The organism is Streptomyces sp. AC550_RSS872, assembly GCF_019049285.1.
Lineage (GTDB): Bacteria > Actinomycetota > Actinomycetes > Streptomycetales > Streptomycetaceae > Streptomyces.
This window is the reverse complement of the sequence record NZ_JAGMUL010000051.1, coordinates 40,704-66,125: the sequence shown is the minus strand read 5'-3', so window position 1 is coordinate 66,125 and position 25,422 is coordinate 40,704. Positions and strand designations below refer to the sequence as shown.

Below are 25,422 nucleotides of genomic sequence, written 5' to 3'. Positions count from 1 at the left end.
CTTCCTGCACACCTACAACCACCACCGCTGCCACACCGCACTCGGCGGCCACCCACCCATCACCCGCGTGAACAACCCTGCGGGTCAATACATCTAGCGGGTGTCCGGCGTCCGGCGGATCAAGCGCTGGTCCGCCGGACAGGGCCCGGCGTCAGCGGACGGGGTGACCCGCCCCGCGCAGCGCGTCCTTCACCTCGCCGATCCGCAGGTCGCCGAAGTGGAACACCGACGCGGCGAGTACCGCGTCCGCGCCCGACTCGATGGCCGGTGCGAAGTCGGCGAGTTTGCCGGCGCCGCCTGAGGCGATCACCGGGACCGTCACGTGCTTGCGTACGGCCCGGATCATCTCCAGGTCGTAGCCGTCCTTGGTGCCGTCCGCGTCCATCGAGTTGAGCAGGATCTCCCCGGCGCCCAGTTCGGCGGCTCGGTGTGCCCACTCGACGGCGTCGATGCCGGTGCCCTTGCGACCGCCGTGGGTGGTGACCTCGAAGGTGCCCTCAGGGGTGCGCCGCGCGTCCACCGAGAGGACCAGCACCTGCCGGCCGAAGCGCTCGGCGATCTCGCGGATGAGCTCCGGCCGGGCGATGGCCGCCGTGTTGACGCCCACCTTGTCGGCGCCCGCGCGCAGCAGCTTGTCCACGTCCTCGGCCGTGCGGACGCCGCCGCCGACCGTCAGCGGGATGAAGACCTGCTCGGCCGTGCGCCGGACGACGTCGTAGGTCGTCTCGCGGTTACCGGACGACGCCGTGATGTCCAGGAACGTCAGCTCGTCGGCGCCCTCGGCGTCGTACACCTTGGCCATCTCGACGGGGTCGCCCGCGTCGCGCAGGTTCTGGAAGTTGACGCCCTTGACGACCCGGCCGTTGTCCACGTCCAGGCAGGGGATGACTCGGACCGCCAGGGTCATGAAACCGGCTCCTCCAACGTCCTTCTGAATGCTTCTATTTCCACTTCGACCAGGATGCGCGAGTCCACGAAACCCTCCACGACGAGCAACGTCGAGACCGGGCGCACCGTGTCGAAGAACTCCTTGTGGGCCCGGCCCACGGCGTCCACGTCGCGCGCGTGGGTCAGGTACATCCGGGTCCGGATCACGGACTCGACGCCGAGTCCGAACTCCCCGATCGCCTCGACCGCGCTGGTGAACGCCACCGTGGCCTGCTCGTATGGGTCGCCCTCGCCGTACAGCACATCGCCCTTGAAGGAGGTCGTCCCTCCCACCAGGACGCGGTCACCCGCCGCGACGGCGCGTGCGAACCCGAAGGACTCTTCCCAGGGACTTCCGCTCTGCACGCGCCGTACGGCATCGGACGTCATGACGAGACAACCTCCAGGGCCTCTTCCAGGGTGAACGCCTTCGCGTACAGGGCCTTCCCGACGATGGAGCCCTCGACACCGAGCGGGACCAGCTCCGCGATGGCCCGCAGGTCGTCCAGGGAGGAGACGCCGCCGGAGGCGACGACCGGGCGGTCCGTCGCCGCGCAGACGTTCTTCAGCAGCTCCAGGTTCGGGCCCTGGAGTGTGCCGTCCTTGGCGATGTCGGTGACGACGTACCGCGCGCAGCCCTCGCTGTTGAGGCGCTCCAGCGTCTCGTAGAGGTCGCCGCCGTCGCGGGTCCAGCCACGGCCGCGGAGCGTGGTGCCCCGTACGTCCAGGCCCACCGCGATCTTGTCGCCGTGCTCGGCGATGACCTTGGCGACCCACTCGGGGGTCTCCAGGGCGGCCGTGCCGAGGTTCACGCGCGTGCAGCCGGTGGCGAGCGCGGCGGCCAGGGAGGCGTCGTCGCGGATGCCGCCGGACAGCTCGACCTTGATGTCCATCGCCTTCGCGACCTCGGCGATGAGCTCGCGGTTGTCGCCGGTGCCGAAGGCGGCGTCCAGGTCGACCAGGTGCAGCCACTCGGCGCCCGACCGCTGCCAGGCCAGGGCGGCCTCCAGCGGGGAGCCGTAGGAGGTCTCGGTGCCGGACTCGCCGTGCACGAGGCGGACGGCCTGGCCGTCGCGGACGTCGACGGCGGGGAGGAGTTCGAGCTTGGCCATGTCTCTACAGGGTTCCGATCCAGTTGGTGAGCAGCTGGGCTCCGGCGTCGCCGGACTTCTCGGGGTGGAACTGGGTGGCCCACAGGGCGCCGTTCTCCACGGCGGCCACGAAGGGCTTGCCGTGCGTCGACCAGGTGACCAGCGGGGCGGTCATCAGCGGGTTCCCGGTCTCCAGGGTCCAGTCGTGGACGGCGTAGGAGTGCACGAAGTAGAAGCGCGCGTCCGTGTCCAGGCCGGCGAACAGCTCGGAGCCGGCCGCCACGTCGACGGTGTTCCAGCCCATGTGGGGCACGATGTCGGCCTGGAGCGGCTCGACCGATCCCGGCCACTCGCCCATGCCCTCGGTCTCGACGCCGTGCTCGATGCCGCGCGCGAAGAGGATCTGCATACCGACGCAGATGCCCATCACGGGGCGTCCGCCGGCCAGTCGCCGCTCGACGATCCAGTCGCCGCGCGCCTCCTTGAGGCCCTTCATACAGGCGGCGAAGGCGCCGACGCCCGGCACCAGCAGGCCGTCGGAGTTCATGGCCTTGTCGAAGTCACGGGTGATCTCGACGTCTGCGCCCGCGCGCGCGAGGGCGCGTTCGGCGGAGCGGACGTTGCCGAAGCCGTAGTCGAAGACCACGACCTTCTTGGAGTCGGTCAATTCCACACCTCCAGCCTGAGGACGCCCGCGACCAGACACATCGCGGCGCCGATCGAGAGCAGCACGATGAGGCTCTTCGGCATCTGCTGCTTGACGAAGGAGATGATCCCGCCGATCAGGAAGAGACCGACGACGATCAGTACGGTGGACAGCCCGTTCATGGGTTTACAGCGCACCCTTCGTGGAGGGAAGGATGCCCGCCGCGCGCGGGTCACGCTCGGAGGCGTACCGCAGGGCCCGCGCGAGCGCCTTGAACTGGCACTCCACGATGTGGTGGGCGTTGCGCCCGTACGGCACGTGCACGTGCAGCGCGATCTGGGCCTGGGCGACGAAGGACTCCAGGATGTGCCGGGTCATCGTGGTGTCGTACTCGCCGATCATCGGCGCCATGTTCTCGGGCTCGGTGTGCACGAGGTAGGGGCGGCCGGAGAGGTCGACGGTGACCTGGGCGAGGGATTCGTCCAGCGGGACCGTGCAGTTGCCGAAGCGGTAGATGCCCACCTTGTCGCCGAGGGCCTGCTTGAAGGCGGCGCCCAGCGCGAGGGCGGTGTCCTCGATGGTGTGGTGCGAGTCGATGTGCAGGTCGCCCTCGGTCTTCACGGTGAGGTCGAACAGACCGTGCCGGCCGAGCTGGTCGAGCATGTGGTCGTAGAAGCCGACGCCGGTCGACACATCGACCTTCCCGGACCCGTCGAGGTCGATCTCGACGAGGACCGAGGTCTCCTTCGTCACCCGCTCTATGCGTCCCACGCGGTTCATGCGCTTTGCTCCTTCTTCAACTTACGTACCGCGTCGAGGAACGCGTCGTTCTCTTCGGGGGTTCCGGCGGTGACCCGCAGCCAGCCCGGCACTCCGTTGTCCCGGACCAGGACGCCCCGGTCGAGGATCTTCTGCCAGGTGGCGTGGCTGTCGTCGAACCGCCCGAACTGCACGAAGTTGGCGTCCGACGCGGTGACCTCGTAGCCGATCGCCAGCAGCTCGGTGACCAGCCGGTCCCGCTCCGCCTTCAGCTGCTCGACGTACTTCAGCAGCGTGTCGGTGTGCTCCAGGGCGGCCAGCGCGGTCGCCTGGGTGACGGCCGACAGGTGGTACGGCAGCCGTACGAGCTGGACGGCGTCGACGACCGCCGGGTGCGCGGCGAGATAGCCGAGGCGCAGGCCGGCCGCGCCGAAGGCCTTGGACATCGTCCGGGATACGACGAGGTTCGGCCGGCCTTCGAGCAGCGGCAGCAGCGAGTCGCCGTGGCTGAACTCGATGTACGCCTCGTCGACCACGACCATCGACGGCTTCGCCGTCTGCGCGGCCTCGTACAGCGCGAGGACGGTCTCGGGCGGGACCGCGGTGCCCGTGGGGTTGTTGGGGGTGGTGATGAAGACGACGTCGGGCCGGTGCTCGGCGATGGCCTTCTCGGCGGCCGCGAGGTCGATGGTGAAGTCCTCGTTGCGCGGGCCGGAGATCCAGCCGGTACCGGTGCCGCGCGAGATGAGGCCGTGCATCGAGTACGACGGCTCGAAGCCGATGGCCGTACGGCCCGGCCCGCCGAAGGTCTGGAGCAGCTGCTGGATGACCTCGTTGGAGCCGTTGGCCGCCCATACGTTGGCGAGGCCGACCTCGTGGCCGGAGGTGTCGGTGAGGTACTTGGCGAGCTGGGTGCGCAGCTCGACGGCGTCCCGGTCCGGGTAGCGGTTGAGGTTCCGGGCCGCCTCACGCACCCGCTCGGCGATCCGTTCGACCAGCGGCTCGGGCAGCGGGTAGGGGTTCTCGTTGGTGTTCAGCCGTACGGGGACGTCCAACTGGGGCGCGCCGTAGGGGGACTTGCCGCGCAGCTCGTCCCGTACGGGGAGATCGTCGATACGTACGTCGCTCACTTGCTCTCGGGTACCTTCCAGCCACGCGACATTTGTTCGTCTCCGACAAACCTCGCCTTGATCGCCGCGCCGTGCGCCGGCAGGTCCTCCGCCTCCGCCAGCGTGACCACGTGATGCGCGACCTCGGCCAGCGCGTCCTTGGTGTAGTCGACGATGTGGATGCCGCGCAGGAAGGACTGGACGGACAGGCCCGAGGAGTGGCAGGCGCAGCCGCCGGTGGGCAGCACGTGGTTGGACCCTGCGGCGTAGTCGCCGAGCGAGACCGGCGCCCACGGGCCGATGAAGATCGCGCCCGCGTTGCGCACCCGGTCGGCCACGGCGGCCGCGTCGGCCGTCTGGATCTCCAGGTGCTCGGCGCCGTACGCGTCCACGACCCGGAGCCCTTCGTCGAGACCGTCGACCAGGACGATCGCGGACTGCTTGCCCCCCAGGGCCGGGACGATCCGGTCGTCGATGTGCTTGGTGGCGGCGACCTGCGGCTCCAGCTCCTTCTCCACCGCGTCCGCGAGCTCCACGGAGTCGGTGACCAGGACGGCGGCGGCCAGGGGGTCGTGCTCGGCCTGGCTGATCAGGTCGGAGGCGACGTGCACCGGGTCGGCGGTGGAGTCGGCGAGGACCGCGATCTCGGTCGGGCCGGCCTCGGCGTCGATGCCGATCCTGCCGGTGAAGTAGCGCTTGGCGGCGGCGACCCAGATGTTGCCGGGGCCGGTGACCATGTTGGCGGGCGGGCAGGACTCGGTACCGTACGCGAACATCGCGACGGCCGTCGCGCCACCGGCGGCGTACACCTCGTCGACGCCGAGCAGCGCGCACGCGGCGAGGATCGTCGGGTGCGGGAGGCCACCGAACTCGGCCTGTGCCGGGGAGGCGAGCGCGATCGACTCGACGCCGGCCTCCTGGGCCGGGACGACGTTCATGACCACGGACGACGGGTAGACGGAGCGGCCGCCGGGCGCGTACAGCCCGACCCGGTCGACCGGCACCCACTTCTCGGTGACCGAGCCGCCGGGCACGACCTGGGTGGTGTGCGTCGTACGGCGCTGCTCGCGGTGGACGAGACGGGCGCGGCGGATGGACTCCTCCAGGGCCGCGCGCACGGCCGGGTCGAGCTCCTCCAGCGCGCGCGTGAGCGCCGCCGGGGCCACCCGCACCTGGTCGAGCCTGACCCCGTCGAACTTCTCCGCGAAGTCGATCAGCGCCGCGTCACCCCGATGATGCACGGCTTCGCAGATCGGACGCACCTTCTCCAGGGCGGCCTGAACGTCGAAGTCGGCTCGGGGCAGCAGGTCGCGCAGGGCGGGGCCCTCGGGGAGGGCGTCGCCGCGCAGATCGATTCGGGAGATCACGGTCTCAATTCTCTCAGACCCGGGTCCGGCGTCGTTGGCGCGTATCAATGGCTGATACAGATCCTTTCCAAGATCCCACGGGAACCCGGAAGATCACCTGCACGTCCTGCGTTCGGAGCGTCACTCAGCGGGCATGAACAGTTGTACGAACCCATGAGTAGATGAGGGGGATGGGCGAAACGTGACCGAAGGTGCCGGCCTCCGTGACGGAGACCTGCCGGACGACCTGCCGAACGACCTGACCGCCGCCGAGCTTGGCATGTGGCAGGCCTTCCGCAACGGCAGCGTGTACGACCTGAGCAGCGGCGACACCGTCGCCGACGATCCGCACGGCGGGCATCCCTGGGGCGACGAGCGCACCGTACGCGCGCGGATCGTCTGCTGGCTGCTGCTGGACGGGCCGCCCGCGCTCGCCGGACGGGTGTCCTCGCTGAAGCTCGTCGGCGTGCGGATCAGCGACACGATGGACCTCGCGGGCGGCACCGTGGTGCCGTACGTCGAGATGCGCGGCTGCCGCTTCGACCGGGAGATCCGGCTGCCGGAGGCCCACTTCACGACCGTACGGCTGGTGAACTGCGCCGTGCCGCGCCTGGAGGCCGCCCGGGTGCACACCGAGGGCGACCTGCATCTGCCGCGCTGCCGCTTCCACAACGGCATCCGGCTCACCGACGCCCAGATCGGCACGGATCTGCTGCTCAACCAGGCGATCGTCTACCGGGACCGCAGCGGCCGCTCGATCGCCGCGGACGGCATCAGCGTCGGCCAGGACCTCCAGGCCGAGATGCTGGAGTCGCACGGCGAGATGAGTCTGCGCGGCGCCACCATCGGCGTGTCGCTGAGCCTGCGGGGCGCGCGGCTGGTCAACCCGTACACGCGGCTCGCCCTGAACGCCCCCCAGCTGACGGTCGGGCGGACGCTGTACTTGACCCCGGCGGGCATCGGCAGTCCGCTGTTGAGCGGCCGTACGCCCGCGCGCGGGACGCGTATCCAGCGGTTCGCGTGCCAGGGCGGGGTGCGGCTGGACGACGGGCGGTTCGGGGACGCGGTGGACCTGGAGCGGGCCCGGTTCACCTTCACCGACGAGCAGGAGCTGTCGCTGCGCCGCATCCAGACGCCCGAGCTGCGCTTCCTCGGTGAGCGGCCGGAGCGCGGCGGGGTCGTGCTGTCGGGGGCGCGGGTCGTCAACCTGATGGACCGGGCGGACGCCTGGCCGGGCCCCGGCCTGCTGCACATGGGCGGCTTCGCCTACGAGAACCTCGTGCCGCGCGGCCCGTTCCCGCTGGAGCGGCGGCTGGAGTGGGTGACCGCGGCGACCGCCGAGTACAACCCGGAGCCGTACGAGCGGCTGGCGGCCGTGCTGCGGGCCGGCGGTGAGGACGAGGACGCGCGCGAGGTGCTGCTCGCCAAGCAGCGCCGCCGCCGCGAGACGCTCCCGCCCGCGGCCAAGCTGTGGGGGTACGCGCAGGACTGGATGGTCGCCTACGGCTATCGGCCGGGCCGCGCTGCGGTGTGGATGGCGGTGCTGTGGGCGGCGAGCTCGGTGGCCTTCACCTACGCCGCCCCTCCGCCGCTCAAGGGCGGCGAACACCCGACCTGGAACCCTCCCCTCTTCGCCCTCGACCTGCTGCTGCCGGTCATCGACCTGGGCCAGGTCGGGTTCTGGCAGCTGAGCGGCGGCTGGCAGTGGCTGGCCGCGGCGATGATCCTGCTGGGCTGGATCCTGGCGACGACGGTGGCGACGGGGGCGACACGTATGTTGCGCCGGAACTGACCCGCGCCTGGGATACAACCATCGCCGTTCGTCACTGGTCTTCAGAGGGCGACCATTGATTGAGTAACCACAACGGCGAGCGACCCAGTCCGCGAGAGCGGCGCCGGTTCAGGCGCAGAGGGGTGTCACCATGGCTCTGCTGCCTCCGTTCGGCCGTGCGTCCCGGACGACAAGGACCGCGGAACACCGCGCCGTCGGACTCCCCGCCGACGACGAGGTGCTCCTCGACGCCCCCGACGACCTCCTCGGACCGGCGCTGGTCGCGGCCGGGCGGGGCGCGTACGAGGCCGTCGCCGAGCTGCTGGCCACCACCCGCCACAGAGCGCTGTGGGAGAGCCGTGACGGATACGCGCTGCGCCTCGCGGCCTTCGCGCGTTCCCGGCCGGAGTGGCTGGAGGCCTGGCACGCGGCCGCCCCGCACGACCCGGACATGCTGCTGGTCCGCGCCCAGCTCGCGGTGGACCACGCCTGGCGGTCACCGGCCCGGGCCGAGCTGCTGCGCGGGCTGAGCCCGCTGATCAGCGCCGCCGCACGCGCCGACGACCGCGACCCGGTGCCGTGGCGGATCGCGCTGGACCACGCACGTGGCTCGCGCGCCGGGCACACCTACTTCGGTGAGCTCTGGGAGGCGGCCCTGCGCCGGGCCCCGCTCCACTACGGCTGCCATGTCGCGGCCCTGCGTTACCTCGCCTCGTCGTGGCACGGCTCCCACCGGGAGTGCCTGGACTTCGCCGACCGGGCCGCTCACGACGCCCCGGCCGACTCCCTCGTCCAGGCCCTGCCGGCCCGGGCCGTCCTCGCCTACCTGAACGACGGCTGCGGTCCGGGCGTGCCGCCCGAGCGGCTGGTCGCGGCGGCCGACCGGGCCATCGCACTCTCCGCCCGCTTCCCGGCCGCGGACCTCTGGCCGGCGGCGATCCGCAACAAGCTGACGTATGTCCTCGTACGCCTCGGCCGCTGGGAGGACGCCCTGGAGCAGCTGCGGCTGATCGGCCCGTACGCCACCTCCTACCCCTGGAGCCGGTTCTCGGAAGATCCGCTGGGCCGTTTCCTGGAGGTGCGCGACGAAGTGCGGCTGCGGACGGCCGCCGCCGCACGGGGCACACTCACCGGACATCCACAGGGTGGGCACGCCGGACGCGTTCACTCCGGCGACCACTAGGCTTTGGCGCCGTGACCGTCCGTCTTCCGCTCTTCCCCCTGAACTCGGTGCTGTTCCCGGGACTCGTGCTGCCGCTGAACGTCTTCGAGGAACGCTACCGCGCCATGATGCGCGACCTCCTGAAGACCGCCGAGGAGGAACCTCGCCGTTTCGCCGTCGTGGCGATCCGCGACGGCCACGAGGTGGCCCAGAGCGCCCCCGGCATGCCGGACCCCACCTCCGTCCCCGAGCGCGGCCCCGCGGCGGGCTTCGGCCCCGACCCGGTCAAGGCCTTCCACGGGGTGGGCTGTGTGGCGGACGCGGCGACGATCCGGGAGCGGGCCGACGGCACCTTCGAGGTGCTGGCGACGGGTACGACACGTGTACGGCTGCTCTCGGTGGACGCGTCGGGCCCGTTCCTGACCGCGGAGCTGGAGGAGCTCCCGGAGGAGCCGGGCGACGAGGCGGGAGCGCTGGCGGAGGGGGTCCTGCGGGCCTTCCGCCAGTACCAGAAGCGGCTCGCGGGCGCCCGCGAACGCTCCCTGTCCACCACGGCCGACCTCCCGGACCAGCCCTCCGTCGTCTCCTACCTGGTGGCGGCCGCGATGATGCTGGACACCCCCACGAAGCAACGCCTGCTCCAGTCCCCCGACACCGCCTCCCGCCTGCGCGACGAGCTGAAACTCCTTCGCGCCGAGACCTCGATCATCCGTACGCTGCCGTCGCTCCCGGCGTCGGACCTGACGCGCGGCCCGACGAGCCTCAACTGAGCGGAACGACGAGCGGAACGACGAGCGGAACGACAAGCAGAACGACATGGCGAAGAAGTCGAAGAAGAACCAGCAGCAAACGGCCGGCGGCACCCCCGCGACGGTGGCCCTCACGGCCGCGGGCGTCGCGTACACGCTCCACGCCTACGACCACGACCCCTCCCACCCGTCCTACGGCGAGGAGGCCGCCGAGGCGATGGGCGTCTCCCCCGACCGCGTCTTCAAGACCCTCGTGGCGGACGTGGACGGCACCCTGACCGTGGCCGTGGTCCCGGTCGCCGGCCAACTGGACCTCAAGGCCCTGGCCTCGGCGGTCCACGGCAAGCGCGCCGCGATGGCCGACCCGGCCCTGGCAGAACGCACCACGGGCTACGTCCGGGGCGGCATCTCCCCCCTGGGCCAGCGCAAAAAACTCCCCACGGTGTTGGACGCCTCGGCCACAGCCCACTCCACGATCTGCATCTCGGCGGGCCGCCGCGGCCTGGAGGTCGAACTCTCCCCCGACGACCTGACCCTGCTCACGAACGCGACCCTCGCCCCCATCGGCCGTGCGTGACCCTCGACGCCCCTGGGCATTCCAGCCCGTCCGGCGTTTGATTTTCAGCCCGTCCGGCGTTTGAGGACGAGGCCCGAAGGGCCGACAGCGGGGGTCCAGGGGCGGCAGCCCCCTGGCGGGGTCGAAGGGGCGGAGCCCCTTCAAGGGATGGGACGGGTAGGGGCGGCGGGGGCGAGAAACCCCGGTTGGCTACGACCCGTACGGCCCCTGCTGACCCGCCGGAGGCTGAAGCTGATACGGATCCACGTCCCGAGGCCCGAACAACGCCGTCAGCCCGAGGTGAACCAGCAACGCCCCCAACGGCCACGCCAGCAACGCGCCCTTGGCCCCCAACTTCAACGGCGCCGAGAACGCGACCCCCTTGCCGGCCTCCTTGGCATGGGCGATCACATCGTCCGTGGGCCCGAGCCACACCCCGACCCGCCAGGCCAGCAACGCCCCGAGGAACCCCCCGACAGCGAGCCCCACCACCAACGGCACACCCCCACGCCGCCGCCACAGAAAGACGGCAACCGCGCTCACCAGCCCAAACGCGAGCGCGAGCAGAGTGAACGTTCCGTCCACCCCGGCAGCCTGCTCCCCCTCGGAGTCCTTGAAGTAGACGACCCAGCCCTCGTCGCCGACGTCCCCGACCAGCGGCACCCTCGGCGCCAGCCACCACCACAGCACCCCGAGCAACGCCCCGAAGAACGCCACCACCACCGCGACCACGGCGGCCTCTCGCACCTCGGTCTTCATCCCAGGACCGTCCTGTCCGTACGAGCCGGATATGCCGTACGTGTCATGAGAGCCGTAAGAGCCATGAGGTCCGTGAGGTCCGTGAGCTTGCCCGGCGGCGGCAGCGGGCGGCTGCCACCCCTGGTGCGGGGACTGGTCACGCGGATGCGGCGGAGGAGTCAGCGGAGCGGTCACCCTGCCATCGTGCCAGGCCGCCCTGTGCGGCGCGTCACCGGACGGCCGCCCGGCGGTACGCCCAGGTGGCGACGGCCAGCGAGACGACGCCGACCACTGCGCACACGGCCAGGTCCCCGAGCACGAACGCCCAGTCGGGGTGCGGCCCGAAGGTCCGCGCGAAGGCCTCCACGCCGTAGGTCGAGGGCAGCAGATCCCGCGCGAACCGGACCACCTCGGGCATCCGGTCGGCCGGCAGCACGCCCAGCAGCAGAGCCGCGGACATCCCCAACTGTCCGAGCAGCGTGGCCAGTTCAGGCCGGGGCGCGAGCAGCCCGAGCGCGGCCCCGAGTCCGGCGAGCGCGGCGCCGGCCAGCGGGATCACCGCGACGAGCACCCACAGGTGCGCCACCGGCAACCCGAACAGCACACACCCGAAGAGCGCCGTGACCACGGTTCCCGGAACGGTGAAGGAGGCGTACGCCCCCGCCGCCCCGAGCACCACCGCGGCGGGCGGCACCGGCAGTGTGGCGTAGTGGTCGAGCCCGCCGCTGGCCCGCAGCTGCCCGAAGTACTGGGCGAGCAGGTTCAGCGCGACGAAGGCCACGACGAGCACCGACGACCCGGCCACGACAGCCTGCGCCTCGGCCCCGCCGTCCACGACCCCGCGCATCAGGATCATGATCCCGATCGACTGGAAGGTCGCCACGAACAGCAGCGGGATGCGCGCGACCCGGGCACGGGAGAGCTGGGCCCGGTACACGGCGCACAGCGACGGCCACAGCCGTGCCCGCGGCCCGAGCTCGGCCGCGACCGGGCGGGCCGTCTCGTCCACGGCCAGGGCGCTGCCCGGCAGAACCTCGGCGGGTACGACACTCACGTGGCGCTGCTCCCTTTCACACGGGGGTCCACTGGGGAGGTGCCCCTGTTCCGTCCGGTGGCCCTGTTCCGCACGCATCCGCATACGCATACGCATACCGATACGGAAACGACAGTCTGCGTGCTCAAGCCTTCACCAGCCCCTGCTGCGCGTCCCCGCCCAGCGCCAGATAGACGTCCTCAAGGCTCGGCGTGGCCAGCGTGAAGTCGTCCAGTGCGGCGAAGGCGGCCCCGCCGGTGACGGTGGCGACGACCGCGCGGGCCTCCTCGGGGGCGAGCCGCAGCGTCCAGCGCCGCCCGGACTCCACGACCCGGTCCTGGAGCGCGGCGACCTCGGGCACCTCCAGGGGCGCCCGGTCCCGCCACAGCAGCTCGACCCGTACCTCGCCCGCGACCCGTTCCTTGAGCCCGGACGGCGTGTCACAGGCGATGACGCGGCCCCGGTCGAGCACCGCGACCCGGTCGAGCACGGTCTCGGCCTCGATGACGTTGTGGGTGACGAGCAGCACGGTGGTGGCGCGCTCGGCCCGCCGCCGGTCCACGGCCGACCACACGGCCCGCCGGGCCACCGGGTCCATCGCGGTGGTCGGCTCGTCGAGCACGAGCAGCGGCCGCTCCCCGACCAGCGCGGCGGCGAAGCAGGCCAGCCGGCGCTGCCCGCCGGACAGCTTCTTGATCGGCCGCCCGGCGAGCGGCCCGAGGCCCAGCTCGTCGAGTACGGCGTCCCGTTCGGCCCGTGCCTGCCGTACGTCCAGGCCGCGCAGCCGCCCGGTGGTCTCGGCGGCCAGCGAGACGGTCAGTTCGTCGAGGGCGGTCGACTCCTGGCCGAGGTAGGCGAGGATGCGCGCGGCCCGCTCCGGGTGCCGCACGATGTCGTGCCCGAGGATCTCCACGCTGCCGCGATCGGGCCGCATCAGCCCGGTGAGCTGTCGTACGAGGGTCGTCTTGCCGGCGCCGTTCGGGCCGAGCAGTCCGAAGATCTCGCCGCGCCGGATGTCCAGCCGTACGTCGTCGGTGGCCCGCACCTCGGGCGTGCCGGGCGCTCCGCGCCGCCCTCGCACGGCCGGGTAGGTCTTGGTCAGCCCGCGCACCGCGCACACGACATCGCCGCTGTGCCGAAGTGCCTGTGCCGCGCGCGTACTCACAAGGGACGAGCCTAAGGGGTCCGCAACCCTGATCCGCCCTCGGGTCGGCCAGTCGCCACAAACCACCGGCTCACGGCCGTAAATCCGCCGGTAGCCACAAATCCACCGCAAGGGCGCTCAGCCCCGACGGCGGTTCCCTCGGTGCCGAACGCACCGTCACCCGTCCGGCTCACTCGCCGGCAGGCGCATGCTCCGCGGCCGTCCGTACGTCGATCTCACGCCAGAACCCGGCCCGGATCGCGTACCGGTCGTGCTCGTCGATCTGGTCGTCCTTGTGCGCGAGCAGCCCGAAGCGGGCCGCGTACCTGAGCAGCTCCCCGTCGATCCGATGCGGGATCCGCGGATACATCCCGGACAGCTTCTGAAGATGCCCCGGCTCCCCGAGCCGGGCCATCCAGCGCCGTGCGAAGACCTGTCCCACCTCGTACGGATCACCGCCGACCGTGGTGATGTCTTCCTCCCGGTCGGCCCAGCGCTGCTCCGCCGTGGTCAGCTGCGCGAGGGTCGGCATCGAGGCGACGTCGGGGGACTCGGCCGCGACGCCGGGCCGGTCGACCCACCCCTTGTCGGAGGACCAGCGCAGCGTCGCGCTCGCCGGAGGCTGGGCGGGCGGCACGCCGGGTGGGCGCAGGGCGGCGAGGTCCTTCGGCGTGGGCACGCCCTTGGGGGCGGGCACCCGCTCCTGTGTGCCGTTCTCCGAGGCGGCGGCCGGGGCGTGCTCGCTCTCCTCGGCGGTCCGCTCGGCCCGCGCGCCGAGCGCGGAGTCGGGCAGCGGCGCGGACAGGATCGCGGCGATCTCGGGCCGGGGCGCGGGCGGGGGCGCGCACACCCCGGTGAGCTCCTTGGCGCGTACGGCCTTGGTGATCCACGTACGGTCGAGCACGCGCCGCTCGTCGGCCTCGGCGACCAGATCCTCGGACTGGTTGTAGTCGCCGTCGGCGGCCTGGACGGCCCACAGATGTACGGCGACCCCGTGCTCCTTGGCGGCCATCATGCCCGGCAGCAGATCGCCGTCGCCGGTCACCAGTACGACGTCGGAGCAGGCGCGATTGCGGGCCAGTTCGGTCAGTTCGGCGTGCATCGCGGCGTCGACGCCCTTCTGTGCCCAGCGGCCGTCGCTGCGGGTCAGGGCGCCGAGCCGGACGGTGACCCGGGGCATCACGCGCAGTCGGCGGTGCTCGGGTTGGGGCACGCGGTCGGGGGCGCCGTCGAACCAGTAGATGCGCAGCAGCGGCTGTTGGGTGTCGGACTCCGCGCGTTCGCGCAACCCCTGGATGAGGGCGGCGTGATCGACGGTGATCCGGGACCTGGAGGGTTCCCCGGCGAGGAGGCTCGCGGCGGCCCCCAGCAGATACCCGGCGTCCACCAGGACGATGCAGCGGTCCACGCGTCTCACCCTCTTCCCGGGAGGTTTGCTTTGGGCTTCCTTCGAGTCTGCCCGACCGCGCGGGGGTTAACGGGGCGAACTCGATCTTCGGCGTGGCGTTTCGGGGCATCGCCTCCTGGACGCGCCATACCTCACGCCCCGACAACCGCTGTTACACACGGTAATTATCCGAAATGCGTTCTTTATAAGCCTATGTGAATCTGGTCCCGGCCCTGGCCCCTAGATCCCCGCAGGAGGCATCACCATGGCCAAGAACAAGAAGCAGGACCGTAAGCAGCCGCAGTCCGAGCGTGGTCAGCAGCAGGCCCAGCAGCCGTCGATGGAGACGCAGACTGAGCAGCGCATCGCGCAGGTGACCCCGGGCGACATGGCCCGCAAGAGCCGGCAGAAGCGCTTCGGTCACAACTGACATCTGCATAACGGGTTGTTGAGACCCAGGCACAAAGAAGAGGGGCGCACCCCGCACGGGGTGCGCCCCTCTCGCGCATACAGCGCGGTGGCGCCGCTGCGCTTGCGCGCTCTGTCGGTCAGCCCGCGAGGCAGGACGGCCCGAGCAGCACCTTCAGGTCGCCGAACAGCGCGGGGTCGGGCTTCACCCGGTGCCGGTCCAGCCGGAGCACCGTCGTCTTGGTCGGGCCCTGGAGCTTGATGCGGACCTCGCTGTCGCCCTTGTGGTGGCTGAGGATCTCGCCGAGGCGGTTGACCATCGGCGGAGTGACCCTGGTGGCCGGGATGGTGAGGATCACGGGCGCGTTGGTGCCCGCGTTGGACAGGTCGGGGACCTGGAGCTCCATCGCGACCAGCCGCGGGACGTCCTCGCGCTTGTCCAGACGGCCCTTGACGAACACGACCGCGTCCTCGACCAGTTGGGTCGAGACGAGTTGGTACGTCGCCGGGAAGAACATGCACTCGATGGAACCGGCGAGGTCCTCGACGGTGGCGATGGCCCAGGCATTGCCCTGCTTGGTCATCTTGCGCTGGAGGCCCGAGATGATGCCGCCGATGGTCACCACGGCCCCGTCGGCGTGCTCGCCGCCCGTCAGCTGGGCGATGCCCGCGTCGGCCTTGTCGGACAGCACGTGCTCCAGACCGAAGAGCGGGTGGTCGGAGACGTACAGACCGAGCATCTCCCGCTCCTGGGCGAGCAGATAGGTCTTGTCCCACTCCTCGTCGGTGAAGACGACGTCGAGTCCGAAGCCGGGCTCGTTGGTCTCCTCCTCGCCCATGCCGCCAAAGAGGTCGAACTGGCCCTCGGCCTCCTTGCGCTTGACCGCGACCACGTTGTCGATCATCGGCTCGAAGTGCGCGGTGAGGCCCTTGCGGGTGTGCCCCAGGGTGTCGAACGCGCCCGCCTTGATCAGCGACTCCGTGGTGCGCTTGTTGCACGCGGTCGCGTCGACCTTGTCGAGGTAGTCGGGGAAGGAGGCGTACTTGCCCTTGGCCTTGCGGCTCTTGATGATCGACTCGACCACGTTCGTGCCGACGTTGCGCACTGCTTCGAGGCCGAAGAGGATCACGTCGTCGCCCTGGGCGGCGAAGTTGTGCACCGACTCGTTGACGTTCGGCGGGAGCACCTTGATGCCCATGCGGCGGCACTCGTTGAGGTAGACGGCCGACTTGTCCTTGTCGTCCTTGACGGACGTCAGCAGCGCGGCCATGTACTCGGCGGGGTGGTTCGCCTTGAGGTAGGCGGTCCAGTACGAGACCAGGCCGTACGCGGCGGAGTGCGCCTTGTTGAACGCGTAGCCGGCGAACGGGACCAGTACGTCCCACAGGGCCTGGATGGCCTCGTCGCTGTAGCCCTTCTTGCGGGCGCCGTCCTGGAAGAGGACGAAGTTCTTCGCCAGTTCCTCGGGCTTCTTCTTGCCCATCACGCGGCGGAGGATGTCGGCCTCGCCGAGCGAGTAGCCGGCGATGATCTGGGCGGCCTTCTGCACCTGCTCCTGGTAGACGATCAGGCCGTAGGTGACGGCGAGGACCTCTTCGAGGGGCTCCTCCAGCTCCTTGTGGATCGGGGTGATCTCCTGGAGCTTGTTCTTGCGCAGGGCGTAGTTGGTGTGTGAGTCCATGCCCATCGGGCCCGGACGGTACAGGGCGGAGACGGCGGAGATGTCTTCGAAGTTGTCGGGCTTCATCAGGCGCAGCAGTGAGCGCATGGGGCCGCCGTCGAACTGGAAGACGCCGAGGGTGTCGCCGCGCTGGAGCAGTTCGAAGGTCGTCGGATCGTCGAGCGGGAGGCTCAGCAGATCGATGTCGATGCCCTTGTTGGACTTCACCATCTTGACGGCGTCGTCCATGATCGTCAGGTTGCGCAGGCCGAGGAAGTCCATCTTCAGCAGGCCGAGCGACTCACAGCTCGGGTAGTCCCACTGCGTGATGGTCACGCCGTCGGTGTGCCTGACCCAGACGGGCACGTGCTCGGTGATGGTCTCGCTGGACATGATCACGCCGGCCGCGTGCACACCCATCTGCCGGACCAGGCCCTCGACGCCCTTCGCGGTGTCGATGACCTTCTTCACGTCCGGCTCGTTCTCGTACATCGCCCGGATCTCGCCCGCCTCGCTGTAACGGGGGTGCGAGGGGTCGGTGATGCCGTTGAGGTCGATGCCCTTGCCGAGGACGTCGGCGGGCATGGCCTTGGTGAGGCGGTCGCCCATGGCGTACGGGTAGCCCAGCACGCGCGCGGAGTCCTTGATCGCGTTCTTCGCCTTGATCTTGCCGTAGGTGCCGATCATGGCGACCTTGTCGGCGCCGTACTTCTCCGTCACGTACCTGATCACCTCGACGCGCCTGCGCTCGTCGAAGTCGATGTCGACGTCGGGCATGGAGATGCGCTCGGGGTTGAGGAACCGCTCGAAGATCAGGCCGTGCGGGATGGGGTCGAGGTCGGTGATGCCCATGGCGTAGGCGACGATCGAGCCGGCCGCGGAGCCTCGGCCGGGGCCGACCGCGATGCCGTTGTTCTTGGCCCACATGATGAAGTCGGCGACGACGAGGAAGTAGCCGGGGAAGCCCATCGAGATGATGACGTCCATCTCGTACTCGGCCTGCTTCTGCCGGTCCTCGGGGATGCCGCCGGGGAAGCGGCGCTCCATGCCCCGGCGGACCTCCTCCTTGAACCAGGTGACCTCGGTGTAGCCCTCGGGGATGTCGAACTTCGGCATGAGGTTCTTGGCCTCGAACATGCCGGTGGTGTCGACCATCTCGGCCACGAGGAGCGTGTTGGCGCAGCCCTGCTGCCAGGCGTCCGAGGAGTCGATGGCGTACATCTCGTCCGTGGACTTCAGGTAGTAGCCGGTGCCGTCGAACTTGAAGCGGTCCGGGTCGGAGAGGTTCTTGCCGGTCTGGATGCACAGCAGGGCGTCGTGGGCGGTCGCCTCGTGCGCGTAGGTGTAGTGCGAGTCGTTGGTGACCAGCGGGGGGATGCCGAGCTTCCTGCCGATCTCCAGCAGGCCGTCGCGGACCCGGTGCTCGATGTCGATGCCGTGGTCCATCAGCTCCAGGAAGTACTTGTCCTTGCCGAAGATGTCCTGGTAGTCGGCGGCCGCCTTGAGGGCCTCTTCCTCCTGCCCCAGCCGCAGCCGGGTCTGCACCTCGCCGGAGGGGCAGCCGGTGGAGGCGACGATCCCCTCGGACCACTGGGAGATCGTCTCCTTGTCCATCCGGGGCCACTTCTGGAGCCAGCCCTCGGCGTACGCGTCCGACGACAGCCGGAAGATGTTGTGCAGGCCCGTCTTGTTCACGGCCCACATCGTCTTGTGGGTGTAACCACCCGAACCTGAGACGTCGTCCCGCTTCTGGTGCGGCTGGCCCCACTGGATCTTGCGCTTGTTGCGCCGGGACTCCGGGGCGACATAGGCCTCGATCCCGATGATCGGGGTGATTCCGGCCTTCTTCGCGGTGTGGAAGAAGTCGTACGCCCCGTGGAGGTTGCCGTGGTCGGACATGGCGATGTGCGTCATGCCCATCTCGTTGCAGGCGTTGAACATGTCCTTCAGCCGCGCGGCACCGTCCAGCAGCGAGTACTGGGTGTGGACGTGCAGGTGCGTGAACGGCGGCTTTGACACGGCTTGGCCTCCATGGAAAACACTCGGTGACAGGCGGGCGGACACTTCCGGGGACAGCGTCGAAGTCTATGCCTCGCCACTGACACTCGCGGGGCTCCCCCGCGTACCTTCACAGCGAGGGCCGCGGGCACTTTCCCGGCGGCCCGTCCGTTGGAGATGACAGAAACGCTGTCGTACACATGCACCAGGAGGCACCCAGCGATGTCGGTCCCCCAGCTCAACGACGAGCAGCGCGGCGACGAGATCCTCGCCGTCTTCGAGACCGCCTTCGGCGAGCTCCTGGCCGCCGACCCGGCCGCGTTCCGCGTGAAGTTCCGGAAGATGGCGGCCTCGGCCTTCGCGTTCTACCGCGGCACGGCGTGCCTCTTCTACCACGACCTCACCGCGTACAAAGAGTTCGGCTCGAAGCGCGGCGGCCCGTTCCTCGACGAGCGCACCTCGCGCGTGTGGATCCACGGCGACCTGCACGCGGAGAACTTCGGCACGTACATGGACGCCAACGGCCGGCTGATCTTCAACGTCAACGACTTCGACGAGGCCTACGTCGGCCCCTTCACCTGGGACCTCAAGCGCTTCGCCGCCTCCATCGCCCTCATCGGGTACGCGAAGGCGCTCGGCGACGAGCAGATCACCGAGCTGGTGCGGATCTACGCGGCCGCCTACCGCGAGCGCGTGCACGCCCTGGCGACCGGCGCCAAGAGCGACGAGGTGCCGCCGTTCACGCTGGACACCGCCCAGGGCCCGCTGCTGGACGCGCTGCGCGACGCCCGCGCGCTGACCCGCTTCGGACTGCTGGAGTCGATGACCGAGATCCGCGACTTCGAGCGCCGCTTCGCCGCCGGCGGCGGCTCCATCGAGCTGGACGCGGCCACGCGCTACAAGGTGCTCGCCGCCTTCGACGGCTACCTGGAGACCCTGCCGGACGCCTCGCTGGCCCGCCCGGACTCCTACCGGGTGAAGGACGTGGTGGGCCGCCGCGGCATCGGTATCGGCTCGGCCGGGCTGCCGTCGTACAACATCCTGCTGGAGGGCCACACCGACGCCCTCGAGAACGACGTGGTGATCTACCTCAAGCAGGCCCAGACCCCGGCCGTCTCCCGGCACATCACGGACCAGGCGCTGCACGACTACTTCCAGCACGAGGGCCACCGCACGGTGATCTCCCAGCGCGCGCTCCAGGCGAACGCCGACCCGTGGCTCGGCTGGACCGAGCTCGACGGCGCGGGCCAGCTGGTCGCCGAGGTCTCGCCGTACGCGGTGGACCTGGACTGGGGCGACATCGACGACCCGGAGGAGATCGCGGCCGTCGTCGCCGACCTCGGGCGAGCCACGGCCACCATGCACGCGGCGGCGGACGACACCTCCGGCGAGTCCCTGGTGCCGTTCTCCACCGAGCGGGCCATCGACGCGGCCATCGCCGCCGACGAGGACGGCTTCGCGGAGCTCCTGGTCTCCTTCGCCCACGACTACGGCGCACGCGCGCGCGGCGACCACCAGATCTTCGTGGACCTGTTCCGCAACGGCCGGATTCCGGGTCTGTGACGGAAAGGTCGCTCACCGGCGTTCCCCGGCCGCTCACAGGCACCCTTTAGGGGTCTTTTACAGGACCACGTGACACACTCTCCTCCGCCATGGACATATCCGGAACCCAGCTACGAGCCGTACGCGCGGCGCTGTTCACGTCACTCGTCGTGACGCTCAGCACCGCGTCGCACGTGCTGCTGTCGCGGGCACCCCTGCCGTTGAACACGGTGGCCCTGCTGGCCGCCGCCGTGTTCGTCCTGGCGTACGCCCTGGCCGGGCGCGAGCGGAGCTTCGGGCGGATCGCCGCCCTGCTGATCCCCCTGGAACTGGCCGCCGACACGATCCTCACCACCGGCCAGCACGTCTGTTACGGCAGGGCGGGCGGTCCGGTCGCCGGTCCGCTGGCCTCGGTCGGCTGGGACGTGCTGTGCGGCGACGGCACCCGGGTCGGCACCCCGCTGGCCGAGGTCACCGGCACCGATCCCGACAAGCTCGGCGGTCTGCTCGCCCACGCCGACCCGGCCACCGCCTGGCTGCTGCTCGGCGCGCACATCGGCGTCGGCCTCGTCGCCGCCGCCTGGCTGCGGCGCGGCGAGCGGGCGCTGGACCAGCTGGTGCGGGCCGTGGCGGCGACGACGTTCCGCCCGCTGCTGCTGGCGGTCGCCGCCGTGTCGGTGCGCCGGACCGCGCCGGTCCGTCGGCTGCCGCGCCCCGCCCGCCGTACGGCCGGCGCCCGCAGCCTCCTCCTAGCGCACTCCCTGGGACGGCGTGGCCCTCCGTGCTCACCCGCCCTCGTGTGAACCGACTGCACCGTCACTGATCACACGCGCACGGCATTTCGAGCACCACCACGTCCCGATACGTATCCCGCACATACAGGTGTGCGTGACCCCATGGAGATCATCAAGATGAGCAAGCGGAACAGCCAGGCGGCGAAGTCGGCGGCCCGGGAGCGGCTGCGCGCCGAGCGTGAGCGCGAGGCCAAGCGGGCCAAGATCAGGCGGCAGATCATCGTCGCCTGCTCGGTCGTCGGCGTCCTGGCGGCGGCCGGCGGCATCGGCTACGCGGTCGTCCAGGCCAACAAGCCCAGCCACTGGGAGTCGATGACGGACGCCAAGGTGGTCGCGCCGGCCAACACCTCCGGCACGAACGGCACGACCGTCGTCATCGGCAAGGACAGCGCCAAGAAGACCCTCAAGATCTACGAGGACCCGCGCTGCCCGGTCTGCGCCTCGTTCGAGCAGGCTGCCGGCCCCGTCGTCGACAAGGACATCGAGGCCGGCAAGTACAAGCTCCAGTTCGTCGGCGGCACGTTCCTCGACGGCGACCAGATGAAGGACAACGAGATCGGAGCCCGCGGCGAGGGCTCCAAGAACGCGATGAGCGCCATGGGCGCCGCGCTGAACGTGAGCCCGGAGGCGTTCCTCGAGTACAAGACCGCGCTGTACTCGGCGAAGTACCACCCGGAGGAGTCCGACGACAAGTTCAAGGACGACGACTACCTGATCGAGATCGCCGACTCGGTCCCCGCCCTGAAGAACAACACCAAGTTCCAGAACGCGGTGAAGAAGGGCACCTACGACGCCTGGGCGCTGGCCATGTCGAAGGCCTTCGACACCAACAAGGACGACGTGTCGGGAACCCCGAGCTTCGTCATGGACGGCAAGAAGCTCGAGACCTCCAACCCCAACACGCCCTGGACGGCGGAGGAGTTCACCAAGGCGGTGGACGCGGCCCTCAAGGGCTGACGCCGGCCGCAGGACAGCGGCAGGGCCCGGAAGGCGGCCTTCGCGCAAAGAGCGGGCGAACTTTCACCGGTTCGCCCGCTCTCGTTCATACCGATCAGTAACCTGATCGCTCGTGACCAATCGACACAGATCATCCGAGCGACTCAACGAGCGACTCAACTCCCTTGCCCCTCGCCGCCGTACGGTCGTCAAGGCCGCGGCGGCGACGGCTGTCCTGGCCGGCCCGCTCGCCGCCGCGCTGCCCGCCGGCGCCGCCGACGCGGCCCCCGCCTTCCTGCACGGCGTCGCCTCCGGCGATCCGCTGCCCGACGGCGTCCTGCTGTGGACCCGGGTGACGCCGATACCCGAGGCGACGCCCGGCTCCGGGCTCGGCCAGGACACCGAGGTCAGCTGGATCGTCGCCAAGGACAAGGCGCTGACGAACATCGTCGCCAAAGGCTCGACCACCGCGACCGCCGCCTCCGACCACACCGTCAAGGCGGACATACGCGGCCTGGAGCCGGCCACCGACTACTGGTTCCGCTTCTCGGCCGGCGGCACGGACTCCCCGGCGGCGCGCACCCGCACCGCGCCGGCGGCCACCGCATCCGTCGCGGGCCTGCGCTTCGGCGTCGTCTCCTGCGCCAACTGGGAGGGCGGCTACTTCTCCTCGTACCGCCATCTCGCGGCCCGCGGCGACCTGGACGCCTGGCTGCATCTCGGCGACTACATCTACGAGTACGGCACCGGCGAGTACGGCACGCGCGGCACCGTCGTACGGCAGACCGCGCCCACCCACGAGATCCTCACCCTCGCCGACTACCGCGTCCGGCACGGCCAGTACAAGACGGACCCGGACCTTCAGGCCCTGCACACCAAGGCTCCCGTCATCGCGATCTGGGACGACCACGAGATCGCCAACGACGCCTGGTCGGGCGGCGCCGAGAACCACACCGAGGGCGCCGAGGGCAGCTGGGCCGCGCGCCGGGCCGCCGCCAAGCAGGCCTACTTCGAGTGGATGCCGGTGCGCCCGGCCATCGCCGGCACCACCTACCGGCGGCTGCGCTTCGGCAAGCTCGCCGACCTCTCCCTGCTGGACCTGCGCTCCTTCCGCTCGCAGCAGGTCTCGGTCGGCGACGGCGAGGTCGACGACCCGGACCGTACGCTCACCGGGCGGGCCCAACTGGACTGGCTGAAGGCAGGGCTGAAGTCCTCCGACACCACCTGGCGGCTGGTCGGCAACTCGGTGATGATCTCCCCGTTCGCGATCGGCTCCCTCACCGCGGACCTGCTCAAACCGCTCGCCAAGCTGATGGGCCTGCCGCAGGAGGGCCTCGCCCTCAACCCCGACCAGTGGGACGGCTACACCGACGACCGCCGGGAGCTGCTCGCCCATCTGCGCTCGAACGCGATCCGCAACACCGTGTTCCTGACCGGCGACATCCACATGGCATGGGCCAACGACGTGCCCGTGGACGCCGGTACCTACCCGCTGTCCGCCTCCGCCGCCACGGAGTTCGTCGTCACCTCGGTCACCTCCGACAACCTCGACGACCTCGTGAAGGTCCCCGAGGGCACGGTCTCCGCCATCGCCTCGCCGGTCATCAGGGCCGCCAACCGGCACGTCCACTGGGTCGACACCGACCGCCACGGCTACGGCGTCCTGGACATCACGGCCGAGCGCGCCCAGATGGACTACTACGTCCTGTCCGACAAGACGAAGCAGAACGCGACAGCCTCCTGGACGCGTTCGTACCGCACGCGCAGCGGGACGCAGAAGGTCGAGCGGACGTACGACCCGGTCTGAGGCGCCGTACGGGCCCGCCGAGGCTTGTAAGGGTCGGCCGAGGCTTCCAAGGGTCGAATGGCTTCTAGAGGGTTCCGAGGAAGCCGAGCGCCACCCGCCAGGTGGCCTCGGCGGCCTCCTCGTCGTAGTCCGGCAGGTCCGGGTCGGTGTAGAGGTGGCCGGCTCCGGCGTATCTGTACACCTCGACGTCGGCGCCCGCTCTGCCCATCTGGAGATACCAGGCGCTCAGCCAGTCGTCCGTCTCGAACGGGTCCGGCTCGGCGACATGCAGCTGCACCGGCAGCTCGTCCACCGAGGCGGTCGCCGCGATGTCCGACGTGCCGTGCAGAAGCAGCAGCCCGCGGGCCTTCTCGTCGCCGAGCGCCAGGGTCTGGGCGACGGAGGCGCCGAGCGAGAACCCGGCGTACACCAGGCCTCGCTCCGAGTAGGGCGCGGCGGCGAGCACGGCCCGCTTCAGCAGCTCGTCCTTGCCGATCGAGTCGTGGAACTCCATGCCCTCCTCGACCGTCTCGAACGTACGTCCCTCGAAGAGGTCCGGCGTCCACACCTCGTGTCCGGCGGCACGCAGCCGGTCCGCGGCCTGGCGCACCGCGGGCCTGAGGCCATAGGTCGAGTGAAAGAGCACGATGTTCATGAGGCCATGGTGCCAGCCGGGTACGACAACGCCGTGACCACCGCCTCACCGGCGCACATGTTCATGACCGCCCTCGGGTGGTTACCTTCGACGGCATGGAGAACATACTCCGCCCGCTGATCGTGATCGGCGGCTCGGTCCTGCTCACCCTGGTCATCGGGTGGGCCACCGACCGTCTGATGCGCAAGGCCGACGAACGGCACAGCGAGACCCCGCTGTGGGGTCTGCTGCGCCGTGCCCGCGTCCCCTACCAGGTCGTCCTGTGCGCGGCCCTGCTCAGAGGGTCGTACGACGAGGCGAAGCTGCTGGAGGAGAACAAGGTCGCCGTCGGCCGGTTGCTGACGCTGGTGCTGATCGGGGCGGCGGCCTGGCTGGCGATCCGTATCGCGGCGGCGGTCGTGGAAACCACGTACAGCCGCTACGCCCGCGTCCACCGCGATCCGGCCCGGGTCCGGCGGGTGCGCACCCAGGTGACGTTGATCACGCGCGTGGTGTCGGCGATCGTCGGCGTGGTGGCCGTGGCGGCGATGCTGCTGACGTTCCCGGCGTTCCGCGCCGCGGGTGCCTCGCTGCTGGCCTCGGCCGGCATCCTGGGCATCGTCGCCGGTGTCGCGGCCCAGTCCACGCTGAGCAACATGTTCGCCGGGTTCCAGATCGCCTTCGGGGACATGGTGCGTCTCGGGGACACGGTGGTCGTGGATGGCGAGTGGGGCACGGTCGAGGAGATCACCCTGACGTTCCTGACGGTGCGGACCTGGGACGAGCGACGGATCACGATGCCGGTGTCGTACTTCACCTCGAAGGCCTTCGAGAACTGGTCGCGCGGCGGCGCCCAGATGACCGGCACCGTCTTCCTCCATGTCGACCACTCGGCGCCGATGGAGAAGATGCGCGAGAAGCTGCGTGACGTCCTGCGCGCGTGCCCGGCGTGGGACGGCCGCGACTACGGCCTGGTCGTCACGGACTCGACACCGAGCACCATGGAGGTGCGGGCCCTGGTGACGGCGAAGGACGCGGACGACCTGTGGACGGTGCGGGTCGCGGTACGCGAGCAGCTGATCCGCTGGCTGGCCGACGAGCACCCGTACGCCCTGCCGCGCGTCAACGCGACGGACGCGGCCCTGCCGCCCGGCTTCCCGGCCCCCGGCCGTGCCGCGGCCCGCCGCACCCACCAACACGACCACCTGCCACCACAACGCCCGGACCGCTTCTGATCGGGGCACG

Annotated in this window: 24 protein-coding genes; 10 read left to right on the top strand and 14 right to left on the bottom strand. The window is 70.4% G+C overall.

Annotated elements, in window-relative coordinates:
* Positions 1–151 precede the first annotated feature (151 nt).
* From hisF to hisD, 8 genes are read right to left on the bottom strand one after another with little or no spacing between them, the layout of a single operon-like run.
* The gene (gene hisF, locus KUM44_RS22070) at positions 152–907 is read right to left on the bottom strand and encodes an imidazole glycerol phosphate synthase subunit HisF (protein WP_217210210.1); all 756 of its coding nucleotides are present in this window, start codon (positions 905–907) and stop codon (positions 152–154) included.
* Positions 904–1,317 (bottom strand): RidA family protein, encoded by a 414-nt coding sequence (locus KUM44_RS22065; RefSeq protein ID WP_217210202.1) that lies wholly within the window; start codon positions 1,315–1,317, stop codon positions 904–906. Before KUM44_RS22065 ends, hisF begins: the two co-directional genes overlap by 4 nt.
* Positions 1,314–2,039 carry a bifunctional 1-(5-phosphoribosyl)-5-((5-phosphoribosylamino)methylideneamino)imidazole-4-carboxamide isomerase/phosphoribosylanthranilate isomerase PriA gene (gene priA / locus KUM44_RS22060; protein WP_217210200.1) on the bottom strand — a complete coding sequence of 242 codons (726 nt, stop codon included), beginning with the start codon at positions 2,037–2,039 and terminating at the stop codon, positions 1,314–1,316. The genes KUM44_RS22065 and priA overlap by 4 nt, the downstream gene beginning before the upstream one ends.
* A gap of 4 nt (positions 2,040–2,043) precedes the next feature.
* Positions 2,044–2,691, bottom strand: a complete 648-nt coding sequence (gene hisH / locus KUM44_RS22055; protein ID WP_217210198.1) for an imidazole glycerol phosphate synthase subunit HisH — start codon at positions 2,689–2,691, stop codon at positions 2,044–2,046.
* Positions 2,682–2,846 carry a hypothetical protein gene (locus tag KUM44_RS22050; RefSeq protein WP_217210194.1) on the bottom strand — a complete coding sequence of 55 codons (165 nt, stop codon included), beginning with the start codon at positions 2,844–2,846 and terminating at the stop codon, positions 2,682–2,684. Before KUM44_RS22050 ends, hisH begins: the two co-directional genes overlap by 10 nt.
* A gap of 4 nt (positions 2,847–2,850) precedes the next feature.
* Positions 2,851–3,444: an imidazoleglycerol-phosphate dehydratase HisB gene (gene hisB, locus KUM44_RS22045; protein ID WP_062719038.1), complete on the bottom strand. Its 594-nt coding sequence runs from the start codon at positions 3,442–3,444 to the stop codon at positions 2,851–2,853.
* Positions 3,441–4,553 (bottom strand): histidinol-phosphate transaminase, encoded by a 1,113-nt coding sequence (locus tag KUM44_RS22040; protein ID WP_217210192.1) that lies wholly within the window; start codon positions 4,551–4,553, stop codon positions 3,441–3,443. The genes hisB and KUM44_RS22040 overlap by 4 nt, the downstream gene beginning before the upstream one ends.
* Entirely contained in the window at positions 4,550–5,899 is a 1,350-nt protein-coding gene (hisD, locus tag KUM44_RS22035) for a histidinol dehydrogenase (protein WP_217210185.1), read from the bottom strand. The genes KUM44_RS22040 and hisD overlap by 4 nt, the downstream gene beginning before the upstream one ends.
* 181 nt (positions 5,900–6,080) lie before the next feature.
* On the opposite strand from hisD, the gene KUM44_RS22030 reads away from it, so the two are divergent.
* From KUM44_RS22030 to ybaK, 4 genes are all read left to right on the top strand, one after another.
* Complete coding sequence (locus KUM44_RS22030) at positions 6,081–7,670, top strand: oxidoreductase (protein WP_217210183.1); 1,590 nt, start codon at positions 6,081–6,083, stop codon at positions 7,668–7,670.
* 130 nt (positions 7,671–7,800) lie between these two features.
* Complete coding sequence (locus tag KUM44_RS22025; protein ID WP_217210180.1) at positions 7,801–8,832, top strand: hypothetical protein; 1,032 nt, start codon at positions 7,801–7,803, stop codon at positions 8,830–8,832.
* A gap of 11 nt (positions 8,833–8,843) precedes the next feature.
* Complete coding sequence (locus KUM44_RS22020) at positions 8,844–9,581, top strand: LON peptidase substrate-binding domain-containing protein (RefSeq protein ID WP_062719033.1); 738 nt, start codon at positions 8,844–8,846, stop codon at positions 9,579–9,581.
* Between the two features lie 46 nt (positions 9,582–9,627).
* A complete protein-coding gene (ybaK, locus tag KUM44_RS22015) occupies positions 9,628–10,137 on the top strand; it encodes a Cys-tRNA(Pro) deacylase (RefSeq protein ID WP_217210178.1) in 510 nt (169 codons plus the stop codon).
* Between the two features lie 189 nt (positions 10,138–10,326).
* Here ybaK and KUM44_RS22010 read toward each other — a convergent pair whose 3' ends face one another.
* The 4 genes from KUM44_RS22010 to KUM44_RS21995 form a co-directional block, all read right to left on the bottom strand.
* The gene (locus KUM44_RS22010; protein WP_217210173.1) at positions 10,327–11,049 is read right to left on the bottom strand and encodes a DUF2567 domain-containing protein; all 723 of its coding nucleotides are present in this window, start codon (positions 11,047–11,049) and stop codon (positions 10,327–10,329) included.
* A 34-nt stretch (positions 11,050–11,083) separates the two neighbouring features.
* Entirely contained in the window at positions 11,084–11,908 is an 825-nt protein-coding gene (locus KUM44_RS22005) for an ABC transporter permease (protein ID WP_217210172.1), read from the bottom strand.
* Between the two features lie 124 nt (positions 11,909–12,032).
* Positions 12,033–13,007, bottom strand: a complete 975-nt coding sequence (locus KUM44_RS22000) for an ABC transporter ATP-binding protein (RefSeq protein WP_217210212.1) — start codon at positions 13,005–13,007, stop codon at positions 12,033–12,035.
* A 214-nt stretch (positions 13,008–13,221) separates the two neighbouring features.
* Positions 13,222–14,439, bottom strand: coding sequence for an NYN domain-containing protein (locus KUM44_RS21995; protein WP_217210171.1), 1,218 nt, complete (start codon positions 14,437–14,439; stop codon positions 13,222–13,224).
* Positions 14,440–14,683: 244 nt separating this feature from the next.
* On the opposite strand from KUM44_RS21995, the gene KUM44_RS21990 reads away from it, so the two are divergent.
* Entirely contained in the window at positions 14,684–14,848 is a 165-nt protein-coding gene (locus KUM44_RS21990; protein ID WP_217210170.1) for a hypothetical protein, read from the top strand.
* A gap of 118 nt (positions 14,849–14,966) precedes the next feature.
* Here KUM44_RS21990 and dnaE read toward each other — a convergent pair whose 3' ends face one another.
* Positions 14,967–18,506: a DNA polymerase III subunit alpha gene (gene dnaE, locus KUM44_RS21985; protein WP_217210168.1), complete on the bottom strand. Its 3,540-nt coding sequence runs from the start codon at positions 18,504–18,506 to the stop codon at positions 14,967–14,969.
* A gap of 201 nt (positions 18,507–18,707) precedes the next feature.
* Here dnaE and KUM44_RS21980 point away from each other — a divergent pair, with 201 nt between their 5' ends.
* The 4 genes from KUM44_RS21980 to KUM44_RS21965 all read left to right on the top strand — a co-directional run bounded on the left by KUM44_RS21980 (position 18,708) and on the right by KUM44_RS21965 (position 23,564).
* Positions 18,708–20,048 carry a DUF2252 domain-containing protein gene (locus KUM44_RS21980; protein ID WP_217210166.1) on the top strand — a complete coding sequence of 447 codons (1,341 nt, stop codon included), beginning with the start codon at positions 18,708–18,710 and terminating at the stop codon, positions 20,046–20,048.
* An 89-nt stretch (positions 20,049–20,137) separates the two neighbouring features.
* The gene (locus KUM44_RS21975; RefSeq protein WP_217210164.1) at positions 20,138–20,830 is read left to right on the top strand and encodes a hypothetical protein; all 693 of its coding nucleotides are present in this window, start codon (positions 20,138–20,140) and stop codon (positions 20,828–20,830) included.
* A 108-nt stretch (positions 20,831–20,938) separates the two neighbouring features.
* On the top strand, positions 20,939–21,778 hold the full coding sequence (locus tag KUM44_RS21970; RefSeq protein ID WP_217210211.1) for a thioredoxin domain-containing protein: 840 nt from the start codon (positions 20,939–20,941) through the stop codon (positions 21,776–21,778).
* A 112-nt stretch (positions 21,779–21,890) separates the two neighbouring features.
* Positions 21,891–23,564, top strand: a complete 1,674-nt coding sequence (locus KUM44_RS21965; RefSeq protein ID WP_217210162.1) for an alkaline phosphatase — start codon at positions 21,891–21,893, stop codon at positions 23,562–23,564.
* A gap of 64 nt (positions 23,565–23,628) precedes the next feature.
* On the opposite strand, the gene KUM44_RS21960 is transcribed toward KUM44_RS21965, so the two are convergent.
* The gene (locus KUM44_RS21960; RefSeq protein WP_217210160.1) at positions 23,629–24,198 is read right to left on the bottom strand and encodes a dienelactone hydrolase family protein; all 570 of its coding nucleotides are present in this window, start codon (positions 24,196–24,198) and stop codon (positions 23,629–23,631) included.
* A gap of 95 nt (positions 24,199–24,293) precedes the next feature.
* On the opposite strand from KUM44_RS21960, the gene KUM44_RS21955 reads away from it, so the two are divergent.
* The gene (locus KUM44_RS21955) at positions 24,294–25,412 is read left to right on the top strand and encodes a mechanosensitive ion channel family protein (RefSeq protein ID WP_217210158.1); all 1,119 of its coding nucleotides are present in this window, start codon (positions 24,294–24,296) and stop codon (positions 25,410–25,412) included.
* Positions 25,413–25,422: the final 10 nt, after the last annotated feature.